The 22,883-nt window shown below is 67.7% G+C and carries 22 protein-coding genes; 14 read left to right on the forward strand and 8 right to left on the reverse strand.

Annotation, left to right across the window (positions count from 1 at the left end):
• Positions 1–151 precede the first annotated feature (151 nt).
• The 5 genes from GNX71_RS08585 to GNX71_RS08605 all read left to right on the forward strand — a co-directional run bounded on the left by GNX71_RS08585 (position 152) and on the right by GNX71_RS08605 (position 4,191).
• Positions 152–1,042 carry a transporter substrate-binding domain-containing protein gene (locus GNX71_RS08585; protein ID WP_206177926.1) on the forward strand — a complete coding sequence of 297 codons (891 nt, stop codon included), beginning with the start codon at positions 152–154 and terminating at the stop codon, positions 1,040–1,042.
• A 27-nt stretch (positions 1,043–1,069) separates the two neighbouring features.
• Positions 1,070–1,810: an amino acid racemase gene (locus GNX71_RS08590; protein ID WP_206177927.1), complete on the forward strand. Its 741-nt coding sequence runs from the start codon at positions 1,070–1,072 to the stop codon at positions 1,808–1,810.
• A 123-nt stretch (positions 1,811–1,933) separates the two neighbouring features.
• Entirely contained in the window at positions 1,934–2,833 is a 900-nt protein-coding gene (locus GNX71_RS08595) for a dienelactone hydrolase family protein (RefSeq protein WP_206177928.1), read from the forward strand.
• A 109-nt stretch (positions 2,834–2,942) separates the two neighbouring features.
• The gene (locus GNX71_RS08600; protein ID WP_206177929.1) at positions 2,943–3,842 is read left to right on the forward strand and encodes a ZIP family metal transporter; all 900 of its coding nucleotides are present in this window, start codon (positions 2,943–2,945) and stop codon (positions 3,840–3,842) included.
• 136 nt (positions 3,843–3,978) lie between these two features.
• Positions 3,979–4,191, forward strand: a complete 213-nt coding sequence (locus GNX71_RS08605) for a hypothetical protein (protein ID WP_206177930.1) — start codon at positions 3,979–3,981, stop codon at positions 4,189–4,191.
• Between the two features lie 6 nt (positions 4,192–4,197).
• Here GNX71_RS08605 and GNX71_RS08610 read toward each other — a convergent pair whose 3' ends face one another.
• The 8 genes from GNX71_RS08610 to GNX71_RS08645 are packed head-to-tail and all read right to left on the reverse strand — an operon-like array spanning position 4,198 to position 13,840.
• Entirely contained in the window at positions 4,198–5,655 is a 1,458-nt protein-coding gene (locus GNX71_RS08610) for a D-aminoacylase (protein WP_206177931.1), read from the reverse strand.
• Positions 5,656–5,671: 16 nt separating this feature from the next.
• On the reverse strand, positions 5,672–6,667 hold the full coding sequence (locus tag GNX71_RS08615; protein WP_206177932.1) for an oligopeptide/dipeptide ABC transporter ATP-binding protein: 996 nt from the start codon (positions 6,665–6,667) through the stop codon (positions 5,672–5,674).
• Positions 6,664–7,689 (reverse strand): ABC transporter ATP-binding protein, encoded by a 1,026-nt coding sequence (locus tag GNX71_RS08620; RefSeq protein ID WP_206177933.1) that lies wholly within the window; start codon positions 7,687–7,689, stop codon positions 6,664–6,666. Before GNX71_RS08620 ends, GNX71_RS08615 begins: the two co-directional genes overlap by 4 nt.
• Before the next feature lie 8 nt (positions 7,690–7,697).
• Entirely contained in the window at positions 7,698–8,606 is a 909-nt protein-coding gene (locus GNX71_RS08625; protein ID WP_241027201.1) for an ABC transporter permease, read from the reverse strand.
• Positions 8,607–8,614: 8 nt separating this feature from the next.
• A complete protein-coding gene (locus tag GNX71_RS08630; protein WP_013540151.1) occupies positions 8,615–9,550 on the reverse strand; it encodes an ABC transporter permease in 936 nt (311 codons plus the stop codon).
• A 24-nt stretch (positions 9,551–9,574) separates the two neighbouring features.
• Positions 9,575–11,155, reverse strand: coding sequence for an ABC transporter substrate-binding protein (locus GNX71_RS08635; protein ID WP_206177934.1), 1,581 nt, complete (start codon positions 11,153–11,155; stop codon positions 9,575–9,577).
• Positions 11,156–11,190: 35 nt separating this feature from the next.
• Positions 11,191–12,642 carry a M81 family metallopeptidase gene (locus GNX71_RS08640; RefSeq protein ID WP_206177935.1) on the reverse strand — a complete coding sequence of 484 codons (1,452 nt, stop codon included), beginning with the start codon at positions 12,640–12,642 and terminating at the stop codon, positions 11,191–11,193.
• Between the two features lie 37 nt (positions 12,643–12,679).
• Entirely contained in the window at positions 12,680–13,840 is a 1,161-nt protein-coding gene (locus tag GNX71_RS08645) for an FAD-dependent oxidoreductase (RefSeq protein ID WP_206177936.1), read from the reverse strand.
• A 203-nt stretch (positions 13,841–14,043) separates the two neighbouring features.
• Here GNX71_RS08645 and GNX71_RS08650 point away from each other — a divergent pair, with 203 nt between their 5' ends.
• The 9 genes from GNX71_RS08650 (at position 14,044) to GNX71_RS08690 (ending at position 22,880) form a co-directional block, all read left to right on the forward strand.
• The gene (locus GNX71_RS08650) at positions 14,044–14,751 is read left to right on the forward strand and encodes an XRE family transcriptional regulator (protein WP_206177937.1); all 708 of its coding nucleotides are present in this window, start codon (positions 14,044–14,046) and stop codon (positions 14,749–14,751) included.
• 212 nt (positions 14,752–14,963) lie between these two features.
• Positions 14,964–15,497 (forward strand): spore coat U domain-containing protein, encoded by a 534-nt coding sequence (locus GNX71_RS08655; RefSeq protein ID WP_206177938.1) that lies wholly within the window; start codon positions 14,964–14,966, stop codon positions 15,495–15,497.
• Between the two features lie 7 nt (positions 15,498–15,504).
• The gene (locus tag GNX71_RS08660; RefSeq protein ID WP_206177939.1) at positions 15,505–16,293 is read left to right on the forward strand and encodes a fimbria/pilus periplasmic chaperone; all 789 of its coding nucleotides are present in this window, start codon (positions 15,505–15,507) and stop codon (positions 16,291–16,293) included.
• The gene (locus GNX71_RS08665) at positions 16,271–18,637 is read left to right on the forward strand and encodes a fimbria/pilus outer membrane usher protein (protein WP_206177940.1); all 2,367 of its coding nucleotides are present in this window, start codon (positions 16,271–16,273) and stop codon (positions 18,635–18,637) included. Before GNX71_RS08660 ends, GNX71_RS08665 begins: the two co-directional genes overlap by 23 nt.
• Positions 18,634–19,152, forward strand: coding sequence for a spore coat protein U domain-containing protein (locus GNX71_RS08670; RefSeq protein WP_206177941.1), 519 nt, complete (start codon positions 18,634–18,636; stop codon positions 19,150–19,152). The genes GNX71_RS08665 and GNX71_RS08670 overlap by 4 nt, the downstream gene beginning before the upstream one ends.
• A 97-nt stretch (positions 19,153–19,249) precedes the next feature.
• The gene (locus GNX71_RS08675; protein ID WP_206177942.1) at positions 19,250–20,023 is read left to right on the forward strand and encodes a hypothetical protein; all 774 of its coding nucleotides are present in this window, start codon (positions 19,250–19,252) and stop codon (positions 20,021–20,023) included.
• The gene (locus GNX71_RS08680) at positions 20,020–20,655 is read left to right on the forward strand and encodes a class I SAM-dependent methyltransferase (protein WP_206177943.1); all 636 of its coding nucleotides are present in this window, start codon (positions 20,020–20,022) and stop codon (positions 20,653–20,655) included. Before GNX71_RS08675 ends, GNX71_RS08680 begins: the two co-directional genes overlap by 4 nt.
• A gap of 179 nt (positions 20,656–20,834) precedes the next feature.
• A complete protein-coding gene (locus GNX71_RS08685) occupies positions 20,835–22,034 on the forward strand; it encodes an MFS transporter (RefSeq protein WP_206177944.1) in 1,200 nt (399 codons plus the stop codon).
• Positions 22,035–22,124: 90 nt separating this feature from the next.
• Positions 22,125–22,880, forward strand: coding sequence for an SDR family NAD(P)-dependent oxidoreductase (locus tag GNX71_RS08690; RefSeq protein WP_206177945.1), 756 nt, complete (start codon positions 22,125–22,127; stop codon positions 22,878–22,880).
• Positions 22,881–22,883: the final 3 nt, after the last annotated feature.

Consider the following 22,883-nt stretch of genomic DNA (forward strand, 5'->3'; position numbering starts at 1 on the left):
GACTGTAGGGGCGCTCCGCACCGCCCGGAAATGCCAAAAGAACCCCCGCCCATAACCTTTGGGCATGACCCCGGGGTTATTTGGAATTGTCGCGATGTGTCACTCCTTCTTACACTGCGCTTCTGTTCAATCCAACCGAATGAAGGCTCGAATGAAACTCTCCGTCCTGATGGCATCCATGGCTGCCGCGGTGCTCTTCATCGCCACCGGCGCGCAAGCCGCCGACACGCTCGCCAAGATCGCCGAGTCCGGCAAGATCACGCTCGCCTACCGCGAGTCGTCGGTGCCCTTCAGCTACCTGGACGGCCCCAACAAGCCGATCGGGTTCTCGGTGGAACTCTCCAACGCCGTGGTCGAAGCGGTGAAGAAGAAGCTGAACAAGCCCAACCTGCAGGTCTCGCTGATGGCGGTCACCTCGCAGAACCGCATTCCGCTGATCACCAACGGCACCGTCGACCTGGAGTGCGGCTCCACCACCAACAACAGCGCGCGCGGCAAGGACGTGGCCTTCGCGGTCAATCACTTCTACACGGGCACGCGCCTGCTGACGAAGAAGTCCTCCAAGATCAAGGACTACGCCGACCTCGCCAAGAAGACTGTGGCCAGCACCACCGGCACCACCAACGCGCTGGTCATGCGCAAGTACAACGCCGACAAGAACCTCGGCATGGACATCGTCCTCGGCAAGGACCACGCCGATGCGTTCCTGCTGGTGGAGAGCGACCGCGCCGTGGCCTTCGCGATGGACGACATCCTGCTGTTCGGCCTGATCGCCAATTCCAAGAGCCCGGCCGACTACGAAGTGGTGGGCGAGTCGCTGCAGGTCGAGCCCTACGCCTGCATGCTGCCCAAGGACGACCCGGCCTTCAAGAAGCTGGTGGACGACACCTTCATCAACATGATGAAGAGCGGTGAGTTCGAGAAGCTCTACACCAAGTGGTTCATGCAGCCGATTCCGCCGAAGAACGTGCCGCTGAACCTGCCGATGAGCGATCAGCTCAAGGAAAACCTCAAGGCCTTCAGCGACAAACCGGCGACCTGATCCGGGACGCGCATAAAGAGAAAAGACATGGTCGCAGCAACGCAGGTCGTCGGCATCCTCGGGGGCATGGGCCCCGCGGCGGGCGCCGACTTCGTCCGGCTCTTCGTGCAGGCCTGCGCGCAGCAGATGCGCGCACGCGGCGAGCCGGTGCGCGACCAGTCCTTTCCCGAACACTGGCTTGCGCAGGTGCCGGTGCCCGATCGCACCGGCGCGCTGGCCTCCGACACGAGCGGCGCGCACCAGCCGCTGGAGCCGATGCTGCAGGCGCTGGGCCGGCTGGCCGCGCTCGGCAGCCGCGCCGTCGCCATCGCCTGTAACACCGCGCACGCCTGGCATGCGAACCTGCAGGAGCGTTTTCCGCAGGTCGAGCTGCTGCACATGGCGCGCGAGACGGCGCAGCAGCTGGCCGCAGAGGGTGCAACCGAGGTGGCACTGATGGCCACCGAGGGCACCTACCGCGTGCGTCTTTACGAACAGGCGCTGGCCGAAGCGGGGCTCGGCTGCCATGTGCCGCTGGCCGACGAGCGCCAGACCATCATGCGGGGCATCTTCGACGGCGTGAAAGCCGGCAACATGCCGCTGGCCGAGCAGTGCTTCTCCGAGGTCGCGCTGCGGCTGGCCGAGCGGCACGGGCCCGTCACCATCATCATGGGCTGCACCGAGGTGCCGTTGGGGCTGCAGGGCTCGGCCGCGGTGGCGGGGCTGAGCCTGGTCGACCCGGCGCAGGTGCTGGCCGCCGCGCTGGCACGCCGGGCGTACGGGGCGTAGGGCGCGCAGGGCCAACCCCACTGAATTTCCGGTCATAGAGGCGGACGCCGATTTCGCCTACATTGCGGCGTGCGTTTTTTCGCGCAGCGCCCCTTGTCCGACGATTCAACTGGAGCCCCTCCAATGTCCCAACTCGACGACAGCCGTTCCGACTTCGATTCGCTTCGCCCCGGCGACAGCACCGAGCAGGGCGCCACGCGCCGCACCGCCCTGAAGGCCGCCATCGGCGTCGGCTACGCAGCCGCAGTGATGCCGGTGATGGCGCAGACCGCCATCGCCACCTCGGCCGAAGGCCTGAAGGCCGGCCCGATCAAGTACACCGTCAACGGCTTCGAGGTGCCGGCCTATGCCGCCGCGCCGGCTGGCAAGACCGGCTTGCCGGTCATCCTGGTGATCCAGGAGATTTTCGGCGTGCACGAATACATCGCCGACACCTGCCGCCGCTTCGCCAAGCTGGGCTACCTGGCCATCGCGCCCGAGCTCTATGCGCGCCAGGGCGATCCACGCGGCTACACCGACATCCCGAAGCTGCAGGCCGACATCGTCAGCAAGGTGCCCGACGCGCAGGTGCTGGCCGACCTCGACGGCGCGCTGGCCTATGCCAAGGCCAACGGCGGCGACACCAGCAAGGCCGGCATCACGGGCTTTTGCTGGGGCGGGCGCATCGTGTGGCTGTATGCCGCCACGGGCAAGGTCAAGGCCGGCGTGGCCTGGTACGGCCGGCTGGTCGGGCAGGCGAGCGAATTGACGCCAAAGCACCCCATCGACATCGCCGCCAACCTCCAGGCGCCGGTGCTCGGCCTCTACGGCGGAAAAGACCAGGGCATCCCCCTTGACACGGTTGATAAGATGAAAGCTGCTCTGGCCACTGGAACTGCAGCGGCCAAGGCTTCGAGCTTCGTCGTGTATCCCGAAGCAGGCCACGCGTTCCATGCCGACTACCGCCCCAGCTATGTAAAGAGCGCGGCGGACGACGGATGGCAGCGCGCCACAGCCTGGTTCAAAGCCAATGGCGTCGCCTGACGACGGCGCCTTGTAGCCACTCCCCGCCGAAGGCCGTCCTGTGTGACGGCCTTTTCCTTTTTATGAACGGTATGCGGTCCTGACGACCGCTCCTCTTGCGCAAGCAGCTATGAATTTGATAGTCATCATCGCCGCGACCCTGGTCGCCGGCATCGGAAGCGTCTGGTTGGCGGCGTTGCTGCTGCGTGTGGGTGTGCGCAGCGGTTCCGGCGGAGTGAATCCCCAGCATCTGTTGAGCCTGGCGGCCGGCGCGCTGCTCGCCACCGCCTTCATGCATCTCTTGCCCGAGGCCTTCGAAAGCCGCATCGAGCCGGCGCTGCTGTTCGCGGTGCTGCTGTTCGGGCTGGTCTTCTTCTTCCTGCTCGACAAGGCCGAGTTGTGGCACCACGGGCACGAGCACCATCACGGCGAGACGCCGGATGCGCACAAGGGCCATGACCACGGTCACGACCACGCACACGACCACCACGGCCATGCCCACGGCCACACGCCCAAGGGCGGCGGCAGCTGGGCCGTGCTCACCGGCGACAGCGTGCACTGCTTCGGCGACGGCATCCTGATCGCTTCCGCCTTCATCGCCGACATTCGCCTCGGCCTCGTGGCGGCCCTGGCCGTGCTCGCGCACGAGGTGCCGCACCACATCGGCGACCTCGTCGTGCTGCGCCAGAGCTCGGCCAACCAGCGCGCGGCGCTCATCAAGGTGTCGCTCGCGGGCACCATGACCATGCTGGGCGGCATCGCGGGCTGGTGGCTGGTCGACCAGTTGCACGGCTGGCTGCCGTACTTCCTGGTGCTGGCCGGCAGCAGCTTCGTCTACGTGGCGCTGGCCGACCTGATTCCGCAGCTGCAAAAACGTTTGCCTGCCCGCCAGACCGCCGCACAGATCCTGTGGCTGGTCGCGGGCATCGTGCTGGTCACGTTGGTGAGCCGCCTCGCGCACGGCGAGCACGGGCATGACCATGGCCACGACGCGGGACACGGCGAAGCCGGCCACGTCCACAAGGACTGACGGCGCGGTTTTGCGTAGGGGTGAGGGCAGGGCGGGAAACTTTCCGACACCGACGCTGCCTGTCGGATGAGCCGGAACGGCCGAAACAGGCGCACCATAGGGGGCCTTACAGCATTCATCTGCCGAGGAGCCGATCATGAATCACGTCGACGCCACCGCGCGTTCCGCCTCGCCATCCGACGACGATGACGACAACACGCCAGCCGACGATTTCGAGGAAACCGACAGCGACGTCACCGACGACCTCTCGGAAGAAACCGGCATCGACCTGACTGATGCCAGCGAACTCGATGCCGACAATGTTCCGGCCGACGAAGAGTTCGACCGCGTCATGAACGCGCCTGACTGATCCCCGTCAGGCCGCTTCCCGCCGCACGATCACCTGCCCGTTGCGCGCACCGCTGTGCACGCCGTGCTGCCAGGTGACGGCGCCATTTACGATCACCGCATCGATGCCTTCGGCCGGCCGCGTCGGCGTTTCGTAGTTCGCGGTGTCGCGCACCGTGGCCGCGTTGAAGATCACCACGTCGGCATGGTTCCCCGGCTTCAGCGTGCCGCGCTCGTGCAGGCCGAAGTTGCGCGCGGTGAGTCCGGTCATCTTCCACACCGCCGTCTCCAGAGGGAACAGGCCCACATCGCGGCTGTAGTGCCCGAGCACACGCGGAAAGGTGCCCCAGAGGCGCGGATGCGGCTTCTCGCCGAGCGGAATGCCGTCCGAGCCGATCATGGTGTCGTCGAACGCGAGGATGCGCTGCACGTCGTCCTCGTCCATCATGAAATAGATCGCGCTGCCCGGCTGCAGGCGCTTTGCCGCCTCTTCGCCCGACACGCCCCATTCGGCCGCAATGTCCTTCAGGTCGCGGCCCGCGCATTCGGGGTGCGGCACGCTGGAGGCGATGAGCACGCGGCCGTCCATCATTCCGCGGTCGGTGCGGATCATGGTGGAGCCCGCGGTGTACGGGTAGCAATCGAGGCCAATGCACTGGTGCTGCATCGCTTCCTTGATGAAGGGCAGCGTCACCTTCGTCTTGCCGAAGTTCTGCGCGTTCTGCACCTTGTGATGCGACACCACCACGGGAACGTCGAGCGCGCGGCCGATGTGGAAGGTTTCTTCGAGCGACTCCATCACGCGGTCGCTTTCGTCGCGCATATGGGTCACGTAGAGCGCCTTGCGCGATGTCAGCGGACGGCCGACTTCGATGATTTCCTCGGTCGTCGCCTTCACGGCCGGCGGGTAGAAAGTGCCGGTCGACAGGCCGATCGCACCGGCCTGCATCGCCTCTTCGACCAAGGCTTGCATCGCGGCGATCTCTGCGTCGTTCGCAGGGCGGTCCAGATCAGACATCACCACCGCGCGCAATGTCGAGTGACCCACCATCGCAGCCACGTTCACCGATGACGGCGTGGCGCGCAGCGCATCGAGGTACGCGGCGAACGTGGTGAAGCGGCCCTCGGCCGGCGTGTCGAGCAGGCTCAGCGGCATCGGCAGGTCCATATCGACGCGCAACGGCGCGGCGCTGATGCCGCAGTTGCCCGCCACCACGGTCGTCACGCCCTGCGACACCTTGAACGGCATCTGCGCCTGCGAGAGCACGGCCTGGTCGTCGTGCGTGTGCGAGTCGATGAAGCCCGGCGCGACGATGCGGCCCGTGGCATCGAGCGTCTGGTCGGCCCTGTGGCCGGCGAGCTGACCGATGGCCGCGATGCGCCCAGCGACGATGCCGACGTCGGCATCGAAACGCGGCGCCTTGGTGCCGTCGATGACGGTACCGCCGCGGATCAGCAGGTCGTAGTGGGGTGTCTTGTCGGTCATCGGTGAGGTTCTTTCTTCAGCGGAAATGGCAGGCGACCAGATGCGTACCGGTGCCGCCGTTCGAGGACGAAGGGCGTTCGCTCAGTTCGGGCGTCTTCTCCTTGCACACGGCCTGCGCCATCGGGCAGCGCGTGTGGAAGCGGCAGCCCGAAGGCGGATTCGCGGGGCTCGGCGGATCGCCCTGCAGCAGCATGCGGCGCGCGGGCGTGCGCGGGTTCGGCACGGGCACGGCCGACAGCAGGATCTCGGTGTACGGATGCAGCGGCGCCAAGAACAGCGTGTCCCGGTCCGCGATCTCCACGATGTGCCCGAGATACATCACCGCCACGCGGTGGCTGATATGCTGCACCACCGCGAGGTCGTGCGCGACGAAGAGGTACGCGATGCCGAACTCCGCCTGCAGGTCCATCAGGAGGTTGACCACCTGCGCCTGCACCGACACGTCGAGCGCGGACACCGGCTCGTCGCAGACGATGAGCTTCGGGTTCAGTGCCAGTGCGCGCGCAATGCCCAGGCGCTGCCGTTGTCCGCCGGAGAACTCGTGCGGAAATTTCTTCGCGGCTTCAGGGCGCAAGCCCACGCGCGAGAACAGCCACTGCACGCGTTCGCGTCGTTCAGCCGCTGCGCCCATGCCGAAGTTGCGCAGCGGCTCGGCCACGATGTCGCCGGCCGTCAGGCGCGGGTTCAGCGAGGCATACGGGTCCTGAAAAATGATCTGCAGTTGCCGGCGGCGCAGCCGCATCTCGTTGGCCGAAAGCGTCAGCAGCTCTTCACCATCGAGCGACACCGAACCTGAGGTCGGCTCGACCAGCCGCATCACCGACTTGGCGGTCGTCGTCTTGCCGCAGCCCGATTCGCCGACCAGCGACAGCGTTTCGCCGCGGGCGACGGAAAACGAGACGCCATCGACCGCCTGGATCGCCGGCTTCGCGGGCCGCAGCCAGCGCTTGGGCGAGATGTAGTGCTTGCGCAGGTTGCGCACCTCAAGCAGCGGGGCTGCGGTCGTCGTCATGCGGTCACCTCTGCATCGGCCCAGTGTTCTTCGACGGCAAAGCACGCCACCACATGGTCGCCGCCCTGCTGTGTGAGCTGCGGCGTCTCGACGCGGCAGCGCTCGCGCGCATGGCTGCAGCGCGCGGCAAAGGCGCAACCGCGCCCCAGTTCGTGCGCAGCCGGCACCAGGCCCGGAATCTCCGTGAGCCGCGCGCTCGCCGTGTTCATCGCGGGCATCGAGGCCATCAGCGCACGCGTGTACGGATGCAGCGGCCGGTCGAACAGGTCGATCACGTCGGCCTCCTCGACCTTCTTGCCGGCATACATCACCACCACGCGGTCGCAGCTCTCGGCCACCACGCCCAAGTCGTGCGTGATCATCACCACGCCCATGCCCAGCTCCTTCTGCAGCCGGCGGATGAGGTCGAGGATCTGCGCCTGGATGGTCACGTCGAGGGCCGTGGTCGGCTCGTCGGCGATCAGCACCTCGGGGTTGCAGGCCAGCGCCAGCGCGATCATCACGCGTTGCCGCATGCCGCCCGAGAGCTGGTGCGGGTACTCGTTCACCCGCCGCTCGGGCTCGGGGATCTGCACCACGCGCAGCATCTCGACCGCGCGCTGCAGCGCTTCGGCGCGGCTGGCCTTCTGGTGCAGTTGCACCGTCTCGGCGATCTGCCGACCCACGGTGAGCACCGGGTTCAGCGAGGTCATCGGCTCCTGGAAGATCATCGAGATGCGATTGCCGCGGATCTGCCGCATCTCGCGCTCGCTCAGCTGCATGAGGTCGGTGCCGCGCAGGCGCACCGCGCCCATGTGGCGGCCGGGCGGCGTGGGCACGAGGCGCAGGATCGAGAGCGCTGTCACGCTCTTGCCGCAGCCCGATTCGCCGACCACGCCGAGCGTGCGGCCCGCGCGCACCGTGTACGAGACACCATCGACCGAGCGCACCACGCCGTTCAGCGTGTGGAAGTGCGTGCGCAGGTTGTCGACTTCGAGCAGGGGCTCCCCGGGGGCGAGTGCAACGTGGGACATCGGCTTCATGGCGCTCTTCACAGTTGCCGCGCCAGACGCGGATCGAGCGCATCGCGCAGGCCGTCGCCCAGGAGGTTGATCGCCAGCACCGTCGCCGCCAGCAGCAGCCCCGGGTACAGGATGATGTGGAACGCCACCGCCACGAAGTTGCGGCCCTCGGCCATCATGTTGCCCCAGCTGGGCGTCTGCGCGGGCACGCCCACGCCGAGGAAGGAGAGGGCGGCTTCGGTCAGCACCGCGGCGGCCGCGACGAAGGTCGATTGCACGATCAGCGGTGCCACCATGTTGGGCAGCACGTGGCGAAACAGGATCACCGGCAATCGCGTGCCGACCGCATGCGCAGCCTCCACATACAACTGCTCGCGCAGCGTGAGCGCCAGCGAGCGCACCAGCCGCACCACGCGCGGAATCTCGGGCACCGTGATGGCGACGATCACCGTCGTGAGGCTCGCGCGCGTCACCGCCATGAGCGCGATGGCCAGCAGGATGCCGGGGATGGCCATGAGCCCGTCCATCACCCGCATCACCGGCCCGTCGGCCCAGCGCACGAAGCCTGCGAACAGGCCGATCAGCACGCCGAACACCGTCGCCAGTACCGCGACCGAGGCGCCGACGATCATCGACACCTGGCCGCCCCAGACCGCGCGGCTGAACACGTCGCGGCCCAGCGCGTCGGTGCCGAACCAGTGCTCGGCCCCCGGTGGCTGCATGCGCGCGAGTGGGTCGATGTCCTGCGGGTCGTGCGTGGCGATCCACGGCGCGGCGATGGAGAGCGCGGCCACGGCGATCAGCAGCAGCGCGCCGATGATGAGCGTCGGGTGCTTGCGCGCCCAGCGCCAGCGCGGCGGCACGAAAGGGGCATCCTCGACGGAGGATGCCGGCGCAGCGGGTATGGGAAGGTCGCTCATCGGGAGTACGGTGGACATGGGCTCGTTCAGTACTGAATGCGCGGATCGAAGAGGCGGTAGCTCAGGTCGATCAGGAGGTTGATCAGCACATACACACCTGCCGACAGCAGCAGCACGCTCTGGATCACCGGATAGTCGTGGCGCTGCACCGAATCGATCACCAGCCGGCCCACACCCGGAATGGCAAACACCGTCTCGGTGACCACCACGCCGCCGATCAGCAGCGCAATGCCCACGCCGATGGTGGTCGCAATGGGAATGGCCGCATTGCGCAGCGCATGCCCCAGCACCGGCAGCACGCCCAGGCCCTTGGCGCGTGCGGTGCGGATGTAGTCTTCATGCAGCACTTCGAGCACCGTGGCGCGCGTCATGCGCGTCACAAGCGCGATGTACACCAGCGCCAGGTTCACGCAAGGCAGCACCAGCGAGCGCAGCCATTCGCCCGGCCCCTCGGCAAAGCGCACATAGCCCTGCACCGGAAACCACGGCAGCTGGATCGCGAACGCGTAGATCAGCAGATAGCCCACGAGGAACACCGGCACCGAGAAAGCGAGCACCGCGAACACCATCACCAGCCGGTCGACCCAGCTGCCCGCGCGGTAGGCCGCGAGCGTGCCCAGCGGCACCGCGACCACGAGCGTGATCAGCATGGTGAGCGCCGCGATCGACACCGTGGGCTCCAGCCGCTGGCCCAGGAGCTGCGACACCGGCACCTGCGTGAAGATCGAGGTGCCCAGGTCGCCGGTGAAGAGCTTGCCCAGCCACACCGCGAACTGCTGCCACAGCGGCAGGTTCAGCCCGAGCGCGGCGCGCAGCTTCTCGATGTCTTCCACGCTCGCGAGGTCGCCCGCGATGAGCGCCGCCGGATCGCCCGGCGACAGGTGGATCAAGAGGAACACCACCACGGCCACCACCGCCATGACGGGAAGCGTCGAGAGAAAGCGTCGAACGATGTAGCCCATGGCAGTGCGCGCGTCGCGAAGCCGTCAGCGGTCCAGCGCCCAGACCATCGGCATGCCGGCCCAGAGCTTGTCCAGCCCCTTCAGGTTGGCGCGCGCTGCGAAGGCGGCCGAGTACTGGCCCGCGTTGATGTACGGCACGGCTTCATAGGCACGGGCCTGGAAGGCGTCGAGCAGCTCCTTGCGCTTGGCGGGCACGGTTTCCTTCAGCCAGGCGGTGCGCAGGTCGTCCAGCTGCTTGTCGCAGGGCCAACCCGGCAGCGTGTTGCCGCAGGCTGCGCCCAGGTAGGCGTTGCTGATCGGCGAGTTCGCGTCGAACTCACCCGCCACCGTCACGTACATGTTCCAGCCGCCGGCCTCGGGTGCATCGCGCTTGGCGCGGCGCGCGCCGATGGAGGCCCAGTCCAGGTTCTGCGCATCGACGTTGATGCCGATGCTCTTCATGGTCTGCGCGGCCATCAGCGCCTCGGCGTTGAGGTAGGGCACGTCGCTCGGCACGAGCAGCACGACCTTCTCGCCCTTGTAGCCCGCATCGGCCAGCATCTTCTTGGCCTTGGCCACGTCGGCCTTGCGGTAGGGCTCGGCGCCGGCCGAGGTTTCGTTGGGGCTGCCGCAGATGAAGAAGGTGGGGCAGTAGGCCATGCGCATGTCGAGCGGATAGCCCATGGCCGCGACGAACCGCTCCTGGTTCACCGCCTGCAGGAGCGCCTGGCGCACTTTCGGGTTGTTGAAGGGCGGGTGCAGCTGGTTCATGACCAGGAAGCCCTGGTAGGCGCCGCCCGAGCCGATCTTCACGCTCGTGTCGGTACGCAGCGGCGCAATGTAGTCGGGCTGCAGCTGCTCGACGATGTCGACCTCGCCGCGCTTGAGCGCCGCGATGGCGCTGTTGGAATCGGGCAGGTACAGCCACTCGACGCGCTCGAAGTTGCTCTTCTTGCTGCCCGCCAAGCCGTTCGGCGGCTCGCTGCGCGCCACGTAGTTGGGGTTGCGCACGAACACCGCCTTGTTGCCCGGCACCCATTCGTCGCGCTTGAAGATGAAGGGGCCCGAGCCCAGCACCTCGGTGAGCGGCGCGGTGGCCGGCATCTTGGCAAGGCGCTCGGGCAGGATCACCGGCGGAAAGCCCGAGGGCTTGGCCAGCGCATCGAGCACCATGCCGAAGGGTTCGGTGAGCGTCAGCGTGAAGGTGCGCGCATCGACCTGCTTCCACTCGGCGCCACTCGCGGTCATTGCCCGGCCCAGGCTGTCGCGCGCGGCCCAGCGCTGCAGCGAGGCGACCGCGTCGGCCGAGGTGACGACGCTGCCGTCGGAGAACTTCAGGCCCGGGCGCAGCGTGAAGCTCCACTGCTTGCCGTCTTTGGAGGCCGTGTACTTCTCGACCATCTGCGGTTGCGGCTTGCCGGTCGCGTCCTGCGCGAACAGCGTGTCGTAGACCATGTAGCCGAAGTTGCGCGAGATGTAGGCGGTGGTGAAGGTCGGGTCGAGGATCTTCAGGTCCGCATGCGCCACCACCTTGAGCGTCTTGGGCGCGGGCGTCTGGGCGAGCGCCGGAAGGCATGCGGCGGAAAGCGCCAGGGCGGCAAAGGCAGCAAGCGTTCGTCGTTTCATCGTCGGTACTCCGGTGGGGGCGAAAGAAAAAGGGATCAGGCGGCGACGCCGATGGGCCACTTGGGCAGGCGTGCTTTCTTGTAGGGCAGCGTGTTCAGGTCGAGCGTGACGGCACCCGGTGCGCCGGCATAGATCACATGCTTCGCCACCTTCGAGTACGACGCATAGAAGTGCTGCGACGACTTCACGACGACGATCTTCTTCGCGGCCAGGTCGCAGCCCAGTTGTGTGAACAGGTCGGTGCCCATCGCCTGGTTGCGCAGCGTGATCAGCACGATCTCGATGCCGTTCGTCTCGACGAGCGCACTGTCGCCCATCAGCGTGGGCGTGCCTGCGAGGCCTGTCATCACCAGGTCGTGCTTGAGCGCCTTCACGGTGCATTCGAGGTCGAGCGGATCGCCCGAGAGCGGGCTGATCTTGCCGCCGATGCGCATCGCGAGCTTCGCGCCCACGCCCGCATCGAAGGCGATGCGCACCGCGATCGGGTCCCACAGCGGGCCGAGCGCCGCGTTGGTGATGCCGCGCTCGACCATGCGGCGCAGGATGAAGGTGGAGTCGCTCGCCGCGCCGCCGCCGGGGTTGTCGGCGCCATCGGACACCACGACCGGGCCGCCGTCGAAGGCCAGCGCTTCGTCGAGCGAGGCGTCGATGCTCGGGTAGTTCACGGTGAGGCCGTCGCGCATCGCGATCACTTCATCCGCAAGCTGGCGCGCCAGCGCATCGGCCTTGGCCTGGTCGCCGTCGGTGTAGACCAGCACCTTGGTGCCCATCTCGGCCACGTCGCCCCACGAGAAGCCGTGCGTGAGCGAGACCGACAGCACGCCGTCCTTGCCCTCGAGCGACTGCATGCGCTTGACGAAGCCAAGCGCCGGTTCGCGCGAGGTGTGCACCGTGACGATCATGTCGCAGTCGACCACAGCGGCGACCGGCTTCACCTTGCCCTCGACCATCGCGGCGCAGATGTCCACCAACTCGAGCCCGCGCTCCAGCACGTCGGTGTGCGGGTACTCCTTGAAGGAAATCATCAGATCGGAGTTGGCGATCATCTCGGGCGTGAGGTGGTTGTGCGGATCGAGCTCGGCGCCGATGACCACCTTCGGTCCCACGATCTGCCGCACGCGCGCCAGCAGGTCGCCTTCGCAGTCGTCATACCCGTCGGCCACCATCGCGCCGTGCAGGCCGAGCAGCACCATGTCCACTGGCAGCACCGCGCGCAGGTCGTCGAGCAGCTCGTCGCGCAGGGTTTCGTAGGCATGGCGCGTGGTGGCGCCGCTGGGCTGCGCGCCGGCCACCATGCCTTCGAAGAGTTGCCAGCCCTTGTCGGCGCCGCGCATGCGTGCGGCCCACAGCGGGCCCGAGAACAGCGTCATCGCATCGGGGTGCTTGCCGGCGGGGAAGTGGCCGCGGTCCTTGAAGGAGGCGAGGCCGGTGGGCATCGGGCCGAAGGTGTTGGTTTCGGTGGCGAGGGAGGCGCTGAAGACACGCATGGGGATGGTCTCTGTGGTTGTTGTGGGAGTGTTCTTGTCAGGCGGTTACGGCGGTGCGCAGCCGCTGCGGTCCGAGCATCTCGGCCGTGAGCCCGAAGCCCGCGATGCGCTCGGGCAGCGGCAGCCCGCGTGCCAGCGCGGCGCAGGCTTCGCCCATCGCCGCCGAGGTCTGGATGCCGTAGCCGCCTTGCGCCGCGACCCAGAAGAAGCCGGGCGCATCGGGCTCGAAGCCGCCGACCAGGTCGCCATCGGCCACGAAGGAACGCAGGCCCGCCCAGGTGCGCGTGGGACGGCGGATGGCGAGCGTGGTCGCTTCCTCGATGCGGTGGATCGCGATGGCGATGTCCAGCTCCTCGGGCTGCACGTCTTGCGGATCGACCGGGTCGGCATTGGCCGGCGAGCCGAGCAGCATGCCGGCGTCGGGCTTGATGTACCAGCCTTCGTCGGCGCTGAAGACCATCGGCCATTGCGCAATGCTCGCCCCCTCGGGCGGCGCGAAGATGAAGGCCGAGCGGCGGCGCGGCTCGATGCCCAGGGGCCGCACGCCCGCGAGCTTCGCAACCGTGTCGACCCATGCGCCCGCGGCGTTGATCACGACGGGCGCTTCGTAGATGTTGCCGCCCGCCGTCACGCGCCAGCGCTCGCCGATGCGCTCCATGGCCGTGACGCCCGCATCGCACACCAGCTTGCCGCCGGCACGGCGCATGCCGCGCAGGTAGCCCTGGTGGATGGCATGCACGTCCATGTCGGCCGCGTCGGGCTCATACACGCCGCCGGCCACCTGCTCGGGACGGAGGGCGGGCACCATCGCGAGCGCTTCTTCGCTGCTCAGGCGTTTGGCGCCCGTGTCCATGGCTCGCAGCACGTCCCAGTGGGCGTCGAGTTCCGCGAGTTGCGCTGTGCTTCCGACCATCAGCGCGCCGCGCGGCGTGAGCAGCGGGTGTTCGGAGAAGCCTTCGGGCGGGTGTTGAAGAAATGCGCGGCTCGCCATGGTGAGGGCGCGCACCTGCGGCGTGCCGTAGCTTTCCATGAAGAGCGCGGCCGATCGGCCGGTGGAGTGGTAGCCCGGTTGGGCTTCGCGTTCAAGCAGGATCACGCAGGCATGCGGCGCGAGCCAGTGGGCCACCGAAGCCCCGGCAATGCCGCCGCCGATCACGAGGTAGTCGGCCACTGAGGGCGTTGTTGTACTGGATGTCATCGCCGAAAAGTGTAGAAAGAAATTTGCGGATACGCAAATTATTTACAGCGCACCAAGGGGAAACCATGGTGCACCTCATCGGTGAAATTTGCGTCAATGCAATTTGCGTATACGCAACTTCCGCGCCCGGGTCATCCGGGTTGCCATGGATGGCGCGCGGGCCCGCTGGCAGAATCGCCATGCACTACAAGAGAAAGCCAAGCGTGAATCCACACACAGGGACCAAGCCGGGGACGAAGCCGAAGGACGAGGCGCCCACGCTGGACCGCACCACTTTCGGTCACCGCCTGCGCACCGCGCGCAAGCGCTTCGGCTGGACGCTGGCACAGCTGGCCGAACGATCGGGCGTGTCGATCACCACCATCTCGCGCGCCGAGCGCGGCCAGCTCGCGCTGGGCTACGAGAACTTCGCCGCGCTGGGACGCGCGCTCGAGATGGACATGAACGCGATGTTCGCGGGCGCCGGCGTGAAGCCCGCGCAGTTCGATGGACCCGTGGTCACGCGCGCGGGCAAGGGCGTGGTCTACCGCGGGCTCTCGTTCGCCTACGAGTTCCTCGGCACCACGGCGGCCGGCAAGCAGATGAGCCCTGTCGTCGGCACGGTGCATGCGCGCAGCGTCAATGGCCCGGAAGACTTCGCGCGGCATCCGGGCGAAGAGTTTGCCTATGTGTTGTCGGGCGAGATCGAGGTGCACTTCGACACCGGCGAAGTGGTGCATCTCGCGCGCGGCGATTCGCTGTACTACGACAGCAGCATCGGTCATGCCTATGTGAGCGTGAGCCGGCAGCTCGCGAAGATCGTCGGCGTGACCACGGGGGAGAGCGGGCACATGAAGTCGGCGCGCGAGGCGCCTGTGCTGAAGCCGGCGCGCAAGGTGGTGCCGAAGAAAACGGGACGCGGCAAAGGCTGAAGGCCCGATCTCGGCCGGCAGGCACGGGCCGATGCACGACAAGGCTGCGCCGAACGACCGTATCCGGCGATTGAGGTAGGTCTAAATAACTCTTCTTCGAGCCAGTGAGGGCAAAGGTACTGTCGCGATCTGCGGACGGGAGGAATGTTCCTACATCGCATTGGCGCGATAGTGGTTAGAAAGGGGACCGTCTTTCAATGAAGGTCAACCCGATGCGCCACACACTCCGCCCTCTTCTTCACGCGGTCGCCCGCATCGCGTTGCCGGTCGGCGCCTTGCTCGCGGTGGTGCCATCGGCGAATGCCGTCACTGCCACCACGACTTTCCAGGTGACTGCCACGGTGCTCAAGGCCTGCCTGATGACGACCCCCGCCACGCTGGCCTTCGGAAACTACGACCCTGCCGCCGCCACGGCGCTGAGCGGCACCACCACCTTCAGCGTGACCTGCACGTTCGGCACGCCCTATTCCCTCGGGCTGAACGCGGGCGCCAGCGTAGGCGCGACGATCACCACGCGCGCCATGACCAGCCCCACGGCCGCCGCCGGCAACAACAAGCTGTCGTACGGCCTCTTCAAGGAAAGCACGCACTCGACGAACTGGGACAACAGCACATCGGCCACCGGCTACACCGGCACCGGGCTGCCCCAGACGCAGACCGTCTACGGACAGATTCCCACGGCGCAGTACGCCGCCGCGGCGGCCACCGACTACGCCGACACCATCACGCTCACGCTGACCTATTGATCACAGATTGATCGCAGCCACCCGCGGCATGCGCCGCACCTTCCTGCTGTGGTCCGCCCTGCTGCCTTGCGTGCTGGTGCCCATCGGCGCGCTGGCTGCCAGCCTGAGCGTGGCGCCGTTGCGCATCGTGCTGACACCACAGAGGCCGGTTGCCTCGCTCACCATGGGCAACAGCGACGAGGCGGAAGAGGTCGCGGTGCAGGCCGAAGTGCTGGCCTGGTCGCAAGAGGACGGGCGCGACGTCTATCAACCCACGCGCGATGTGCTGGTGAACCCCAGCATCTTTCGGTTGGCACCGGGCGGGCGGCAGATCGTGCGCCTGGGACTGCAGGTGCCCGCCGAGGCCGTGGAGCGCAGCTACCGCGTCTTCCTGCGCCAGTTGCCGCGCGACCAGGCGCTTGCCACCGACGGTGCCGGCGGCGCGAAGCTGCAGACGCTGCTGCGCATCGGCGTTCCGATCTTCGTGCCGCCGCTGCAACTGCGGCAGGCGCTGCAATGGCGCCTGCAGGCGAGCGGCGCGGGCGGGCGCGGCTACAGGCTCATGCTCGACAACCAGGGCAGCGAGCACATCCAGCTCACGCAGCTGGTGGTGCGCCGCGATGGCGGCGCCGAGTTGCTGCGAAAGAGCCTCTCCCACTACGCGCTGGCCGGGCAGTCGGCCGGCATCGAGCTGGAGCTCCCGGCCCTGCCGCCGGATACCCGCCTGCACATCGAGGCCGCCACCGATGCGCCCGAGGCCTTGTCCACCGTCACCGCCACCGTGCTCGTGCCCCGTGCGCCTGCCGTGCCGCGCTAGCGTCTGGGCGTGCTGCGGCTGGCTTGGCCTGCGGGTTGCGTGCGCACAGGCGCTGCCTGCCGAAGAAGCGACCGAAGCCGTCGACGATGCGCAGCCGGCGATATTGGACGTGCGCATCAACGGAGAGGCGCAGCAGGCGCCGCGCCCGCTGCTTCGGCGCGGCGCGCAACTGCTGGCCGCCGAAGCAGACCTCGCCGCCTGGCGCCTGGTGCGGCCTTCCGCGCCGGCGCTGCGACGCGGAGAGACGAACTACTACGACCTGCGGGCGTTGCCGGGCGCGCGGCTGCAGTTCGACGAAGGCGCGCAGAGCGTGGCGCTGACGGTGACGGCCGATGCGTTCACGCCCGGCACCGTGCGCGCACAGCGGCCCGCGAGCGATCGCCCGCCGCTGTCGGCCTCGGCCTTCGGTGCCTTCCTCAACTACGACCTCGTGCTCCAGCATGACCGCGAGGGCACGCGCGCCTCGGGGTACTTCGACGCCGCGACTTCGGGCGAGTGGGGGCTTGCGGGCACGGGCTTCGTGGCGGGGCGCTCCGCCTCTGCGTTCGGAGGGCATGGCACCACCCGGCTGGACAGCTATTTCCGCCGCGACGATCCCGATCGCCTGACCCGCCTCACGATCGGCGATGCGATCACGCAGGCGTCCGCATGGTCCACGCCCTTTCGCTTCGGCGGAGTGCAGTTCGGTACCCGCTTCGGCCTGCAGCCGGGCTACATCAGCTACCCGATGCCGACGCTCAACGGCGGTGCGGCCGTGCCTTCGGCGGTGGAGGTGTACGTGAACGACACGCTGCGCTACCAGCGCCGCGTCGACGCGGGACCGTTCGCGATCACCGACGTGCCGGTGCTCACCGGCGCGGGGGAGATGCGCTTCGCGGTCACCGATGCCCTGGGCGTGCAGCGCACCGTGACCACGCCCTACTACGTGAGCTCGAACCTGCTGCGCGCGGGGCTCTCCGACTACTCGCTGGAAGCCGGCTGGACGCGCCTTCGCTACGGCGAGCGCAGCTTCGACTACGGGCCGCCCTTCGTGGCCGGCAGCTGGCGGCGCGGCCTCAGCGACAGCGCCACCGTCGAGGTGCGCGGCGAGGCCGGGGCGCGCAGCCAGACGGCAGGTGCCGGCCTGACGTGGGTGTGGGGCACGGTGGGCGAGTTCGCATTGCATGGTGCCGCCAGCCACAGCAGCGACTCAGGGAGCGGCCGGCTCTGGCGCGCGGCCTACACGCGCACCAGCGACGAATGGAATTTCTCCGCCAGCCGGCAGGTGGCGAGCCGCGGCTTCACGCAGATCGCCTGGCAGGACAGCCCCGTGCACGTCGACGCCCAGAGCCAGCTGTTCGCCGGCCGCTCGCTGGGTCGCTACGGCACGCTGGGCGCCAGCCACACCCGGCTGCACTACAACACCGGCGAGCGCGTGGGCGTGACCACCGCGAGCTGGTCGATCGGCGTGGGCGCCAGCGCCTGGCTCGGAACCTACTTGGCGCACACGCGTCAGGACGGCAGGCGCCCCACGACATCCGTGGGTGTCAGCCTCAGCTTCGCGCTCGGCGAAGGCCGCAACGCCTCGCTCTCGCTGCAGCAGCAGAACCCCGGAAAGCATTCGGCCGTGGCCGAGATGAGCCAGCAGCCGCCCAGCGACACCGGCTGGGGCTGGCGGCTGCGTGCCGCCGATGGCGAGAACGCGCGCACCGAGGCCGGCGTCGACTACCGTGGCCGCTACGGCCTGCTCACCGCCGAGGCGGCACGCGCACAAGGCCAGAACGCGATGCGCGTGCGCGCGAGCGGCGCCGTGGGCTACGCGGGCGGCATGACCTTCGCCACCCGCCAATCCGACGATGCGTTCGCGCTGGTGACGGTGCCCGGAGCCCCAGGCGTGAAGGTCTACCGCGAGAACCTGCCCTGGACCACCACCGACAGCGAGGGCCGCGCCGTCGTCTCCGGGTTGCGCGCCTATGAGCCCAACCACATCAGCATCGACAACGGCGACCTGCCGATCGAGGCGCAGGTGCGCAGCGACGCCATTCGCGTGGTGCCGCGCTACAAGGGCGTGGCCGCGGCCACCTTCGACATCTCGCGCGGGATGCTGGCGAGCGCGACGGTGCTGCTGCCCGACGGCAGCCCGCTTCCCGCGGGCATCGACGTGCTGCGGCCGGCACGCGGCACCTCGCTGCTCTCGGGCTTCAACGGCCAGCTTTCGATCGACGACCCGCAGCCCCGCGAAAGCTTCGAGGCGCGGTGGACGAAGGGGCACTGCCGCTTCACACTCGGCGAGATTGACCGCGCCGGCACATTGCCCTCCTTGGGCACTTTCCGATGCCAGCCTGTTTCATCGCCGCGGCCATGAAGCGCACCGCATGCGCCGCATCGGCGTTGACCCTCGCACTGGCCGGCCTGCTGGGTGCGCAGGATGCGGATGCCGCGTGCACGGGCGTGGGCCTGTTCAGCTGCAGTGCGACGGTCACCGTGCCGTTGCCACTCGCGTTCGGAAACTACGATCCGTCCAGCCTCACGCCCAAGGACAACACCACGACCATCGACGTCGTCGGCACGGTCACCGGCCTGGGGATCCTGGTGACCCTGTCCTACTCGATCGGTCTCAGCGCGGGCACGGGCGGCAGCATTGCCAACCGGCAGCTGACAGGTCCGAGCAGCACGCCGCTGGGCTACAACCTCTACACCACGAGCGCACACACCACCGTGTGGGGCACCGGAACGGTCACCGACAGCTACAGCGCGCTCGCATCGCTTGGCGGCAATTCGGTGTCGCGCAACTACACCGTGTATGGGCGCATTCCGATCGGGCAGTATGTTGCGCCGGGCAGCTACAGCAACACCATCACGGTGACGGTGACCTATTGAGGCGGTCGCGGAACGACAGGCGGCGCTCATTGGCGCTCGTCACCATGGCAACATGCCGCGGACAGCGGGAGCAAGCTGAAGAAATCTTCGAACATCAATGGCACTGACACCCGACAACTGGCCCAACCGGGCCGCCATCCAGACCTCATTGGCGGCGCAATTCGAGCTGCCGCCCTTGCCCCCACCGATGCAGGACTGGTTCGCCTGGTGTCGCAGCATGGGGACCCAGTCACTCGTGCTGGAAGAGGCGTGTTGGCGCGAGGGTTGGCGTGGCGAGCTCACCGGCGCGGGCGCCGTCGACGTGCCTGGCCTCCTGGCAGCAATGGAGGGCTACCGTTTCATCCTGCATCAGCAGGCGAGTACGCCGGAGCATCTGGTGTGGACCGATGCCGTGGAGACCGGCCAATGGCAACCGCACTGGGTAGTCCTGCAAAACGCCGATGGCGATCCGTTGATCGGCGACATCAGTCAACTCGAAGTGCCGGTGCTCTGGGACTGGCACGGGAGCGGCCGCTGGTCGCCGCAGCCGCTGTTTCCGAATCTTCGAATGCTGATGGAGCGCATCGAAGTCGAGGCGCCGGTTCCGCCGGACGATGTTCCTTCGAAGGTGCTTTTCTACACGGTGCACCTGACGGACCTGGGCGCCCAGCCCCTGCAGGTGCTGACCGCGCTCAAGGAGCATCCGGACTACAGGCACCTGGCCGGCGCAAGCCTGCTGAAGCTCAAGCATCAGCTGCCCTTGCCGCTGCTGGTCGACAACGTCAGCGACGCGGCGAAGGACTACCTGGTCCGTCGCTTCGAAGCGCTTGGTGCCCGAGTGGCAGTCGTCGAACGGGGGCTGAGGACATCTGCAGAACGCAACCCACCATGAGCACGGGGAGCGATGCAAGATTCTGGGACCGGACTTCATCCAGGTATGCGACGAGTGCGGTGGCAGACCCGGCTGGTTATGAGCGCACGCTGGACCGTACACGCGCCTTGTTGAAGCCGGACGCCAAGGTGCTGGAACTGGGCTGCGGAACGGGAACGACGGCGCTGCGGCTCGCGGGTCATGTCGATGCTTATCTCGCGACGGATATCTCCACCGGAATGATCGCGATCGCCAATGAAAAACACGCTGCGGCACATGCACCGACGCTCGCCTTCCAGACTGCGACCGCAGAAGCGCTGGCATCGGAGGCTGCACGCTTCGACGCCGTTCTCGGATTCAACTACCTGCATCTGGTGCGCGACCTGCCCAGCACGCTGCGCAGCATCCACACGTTGCTCGCAGCGGAGGGTTTGTTCATCTCCAAGACGCCTTGCGTCGGCGACATGAACCCACTCATCCGGCTTGCATTGCCCGTGATGCGCGCGATCGGCAAGGCACCGCATGCAGGCATCTTTCGCGCGAAGGAATTGGGTGAGCACATCGATGCCGCGGGCTTCGAAATACTCGCCACCGAAAACCACGCAACGAAGGGCGACGACAACCGTCCGTACATCGTGGCCCGCAAAAAGTGAGTTCGCGGAAACGGATGACCGGTGCCGTAAAAGGGTATTGACCGCGTCGAAGCGACGAAGTTATAGTCGCCGCCGCAGCGCCTTCGCGGCACTGTCGTAAGCGTTACCGTCATCCAACGCGTCCTTTGTCGAGAGGATCCCAGTGGGGAATATCTCGATCCATAAAGACGCGCCTTGGCATGACATCACTTTTTTCCCCTGCATCCGTTCGCCCGTTCGGGACCCCCTCTGCTTTCACGGGGCTCGCTCCCGTGGTGCTGGCGGTCTTCCTCGGATTTCTTGCAATCAGCGTCCCGTTGGCCGCCCTGGCCCTCGAGGTGCGTGACCACCTGGGGTTCGGCGCTGCCACCGTGGGATGGGCCATCGGCCTCCAGTCGCTGGCCACGCTGCTGACCCGCCATCGCGCGGGCACGCTCTGCGATCAGCGCGGGCCCCGCACCGCCGTTCTCTTCGGACTCCCACTGACCGCTTGCTCGGGCCTCGCCTACGGGCTGTCGAGCGTGCTTCCCATCGACCCTGCTGCAAAGCTCGCCGTGCTGCTTCTCGGCCGCCTCGTGTCGGGCCTCGGCGAGAGCCTGTTCCTCACCGGCTTGATGAGCTGGGGCATCGCGCGCGTGGGCCCCGCCCGCACCGGCAAGGTCATGTCGTGGACGGGCATCGCGATCTACGCCGCGCTCGGGCTCGGCGCACCACTGGGGCTGGCCATGCAGGCGGCATCCGGCTTCGTTGGCGTCGGCGTCGTGACGTTGCTCACGCCGATGCTCGCGTGGGCCATCGCCCTGCGCCTCCCGGCTGTTCCCGGCACCGGCGGGCAGCGCGTGCCGTTCCATCGCGTGCTCGGCCTGATCTGGCGACCCGGCCTCGTGCTGGCGCTGGCGACGGTGCCCTATGCCGCGATGGCGGCCTTCCTGACCCTCGACTACGCGGCACACGGCTGGCCGCGGGCCGGCACGGCACTGCTCGGCTTCGGCGCCGCCTACGTCCTTGTGCGCCTGGTCGGCTCGGGCCTTCCGGACCGCTTCGGCGCGACGCGGGTCGCCGTGGGCTCGTTGATCTTCGAGGCCGTCGGGCAACTGCTCATCTGGTGCGCTCCCGCGCCGGGCATGGCCGTGCTGGGCGCGACGCTGACAGGGCTCGGCTTCTCCCTCGTGTTCCCCGCGATGGGCGTGCTCGCGACCCAGTCCGTTCCGCCGGAACAGCGCGGCCGCGCGGTGGGCAACTTCATCGCCTTCGCCGATATCGCGATGGGCGTGACCGGGCCCGTGGTCGGCTTCGCGATCCAGTGGTTCGGGATCACTGCGGCCTTTCTCGTGGGGGCCGGCGCCACCTGTGCGGCCTTGTGCCTGCTGCCTTCCTTGCGGCTGGGCCGCAGCAAATAGCACCGAGCTTCCTGTGCATGGGGGAGTGCGTTCACGTTCCTTCCACACGCTACCTGCATGGCGCCTCGACGTCATCAAGAAACATCAACCATGAAAACAACCGACAACACCATCCTCATCACCGGCGGAACCAGCGGCATCGGCCGCACGCTTGCAGAAGCTTTTCACGACCGCGGCAATCGTGTCATCGTCACGGGGCGGCGACAGGCCCTGCTCGAGGAGATCACGGCGAGCCGGCCCGGCATCGTCGGCATGCCGCTCGATCTCGACGATCCGGCCTCGTTGCCCCGCCTTGCGCGCGATGTTCGCGCGCGCTTTCCGGAACTCAATGTGCTCATCGCCAACGCCGGCATCTCGCGGGCGGAAAACATGGCCGCGGAAGGTTGGGACGCATCCGCGGCCGAGGCCATCGTGCAGACGAACATCCTGGGCGTGCTGCGCGTCGCGGCTGCATTCCTGCCGGTGCTGAAAGGGCAGCCGGGCGCGGCCTTCATGGCGACCAGCTCCAACCTCGCCTTCGTGCCCCGCGCAGACTTTCCGGGCTATTGCGCGAGCAAGGCGTTCCTGCACTCGTGGCTCCAATCGCTGCGCCATCAGTTGCGCCATGTCCCCGTCGAAGTGCTGGAGCTGGCACCGCCCTATGTGCAGACCGAGCTCACGGGCGAGAGCCAGGCGGCCGACCCGCGCGCCATGCCGGTGGCCGTGTACGTGGCCGAGGTCATGCAGTTGCTGGAGTCGGGAGATCACCCCCGCGGCGAGGTGCTGGTCGAGCGCGACAGGGCCCGGCGCTGGGCCGAGCGGGACGGACGCTACGACGCCACTTTTGAGGCCATGAATCCGGGATGAATC

It is taken from the genome of Variovorax sp. RKNM96 (genome assembly GCF_017161115.1).
In the GTDB taxonomy this organism is placed as follows: domain Bacteria; phylum Pseudomonadota; class Gammaproteobacteria; order Burkholderiales; family Burkholderiaceae_C; genus Variovorax.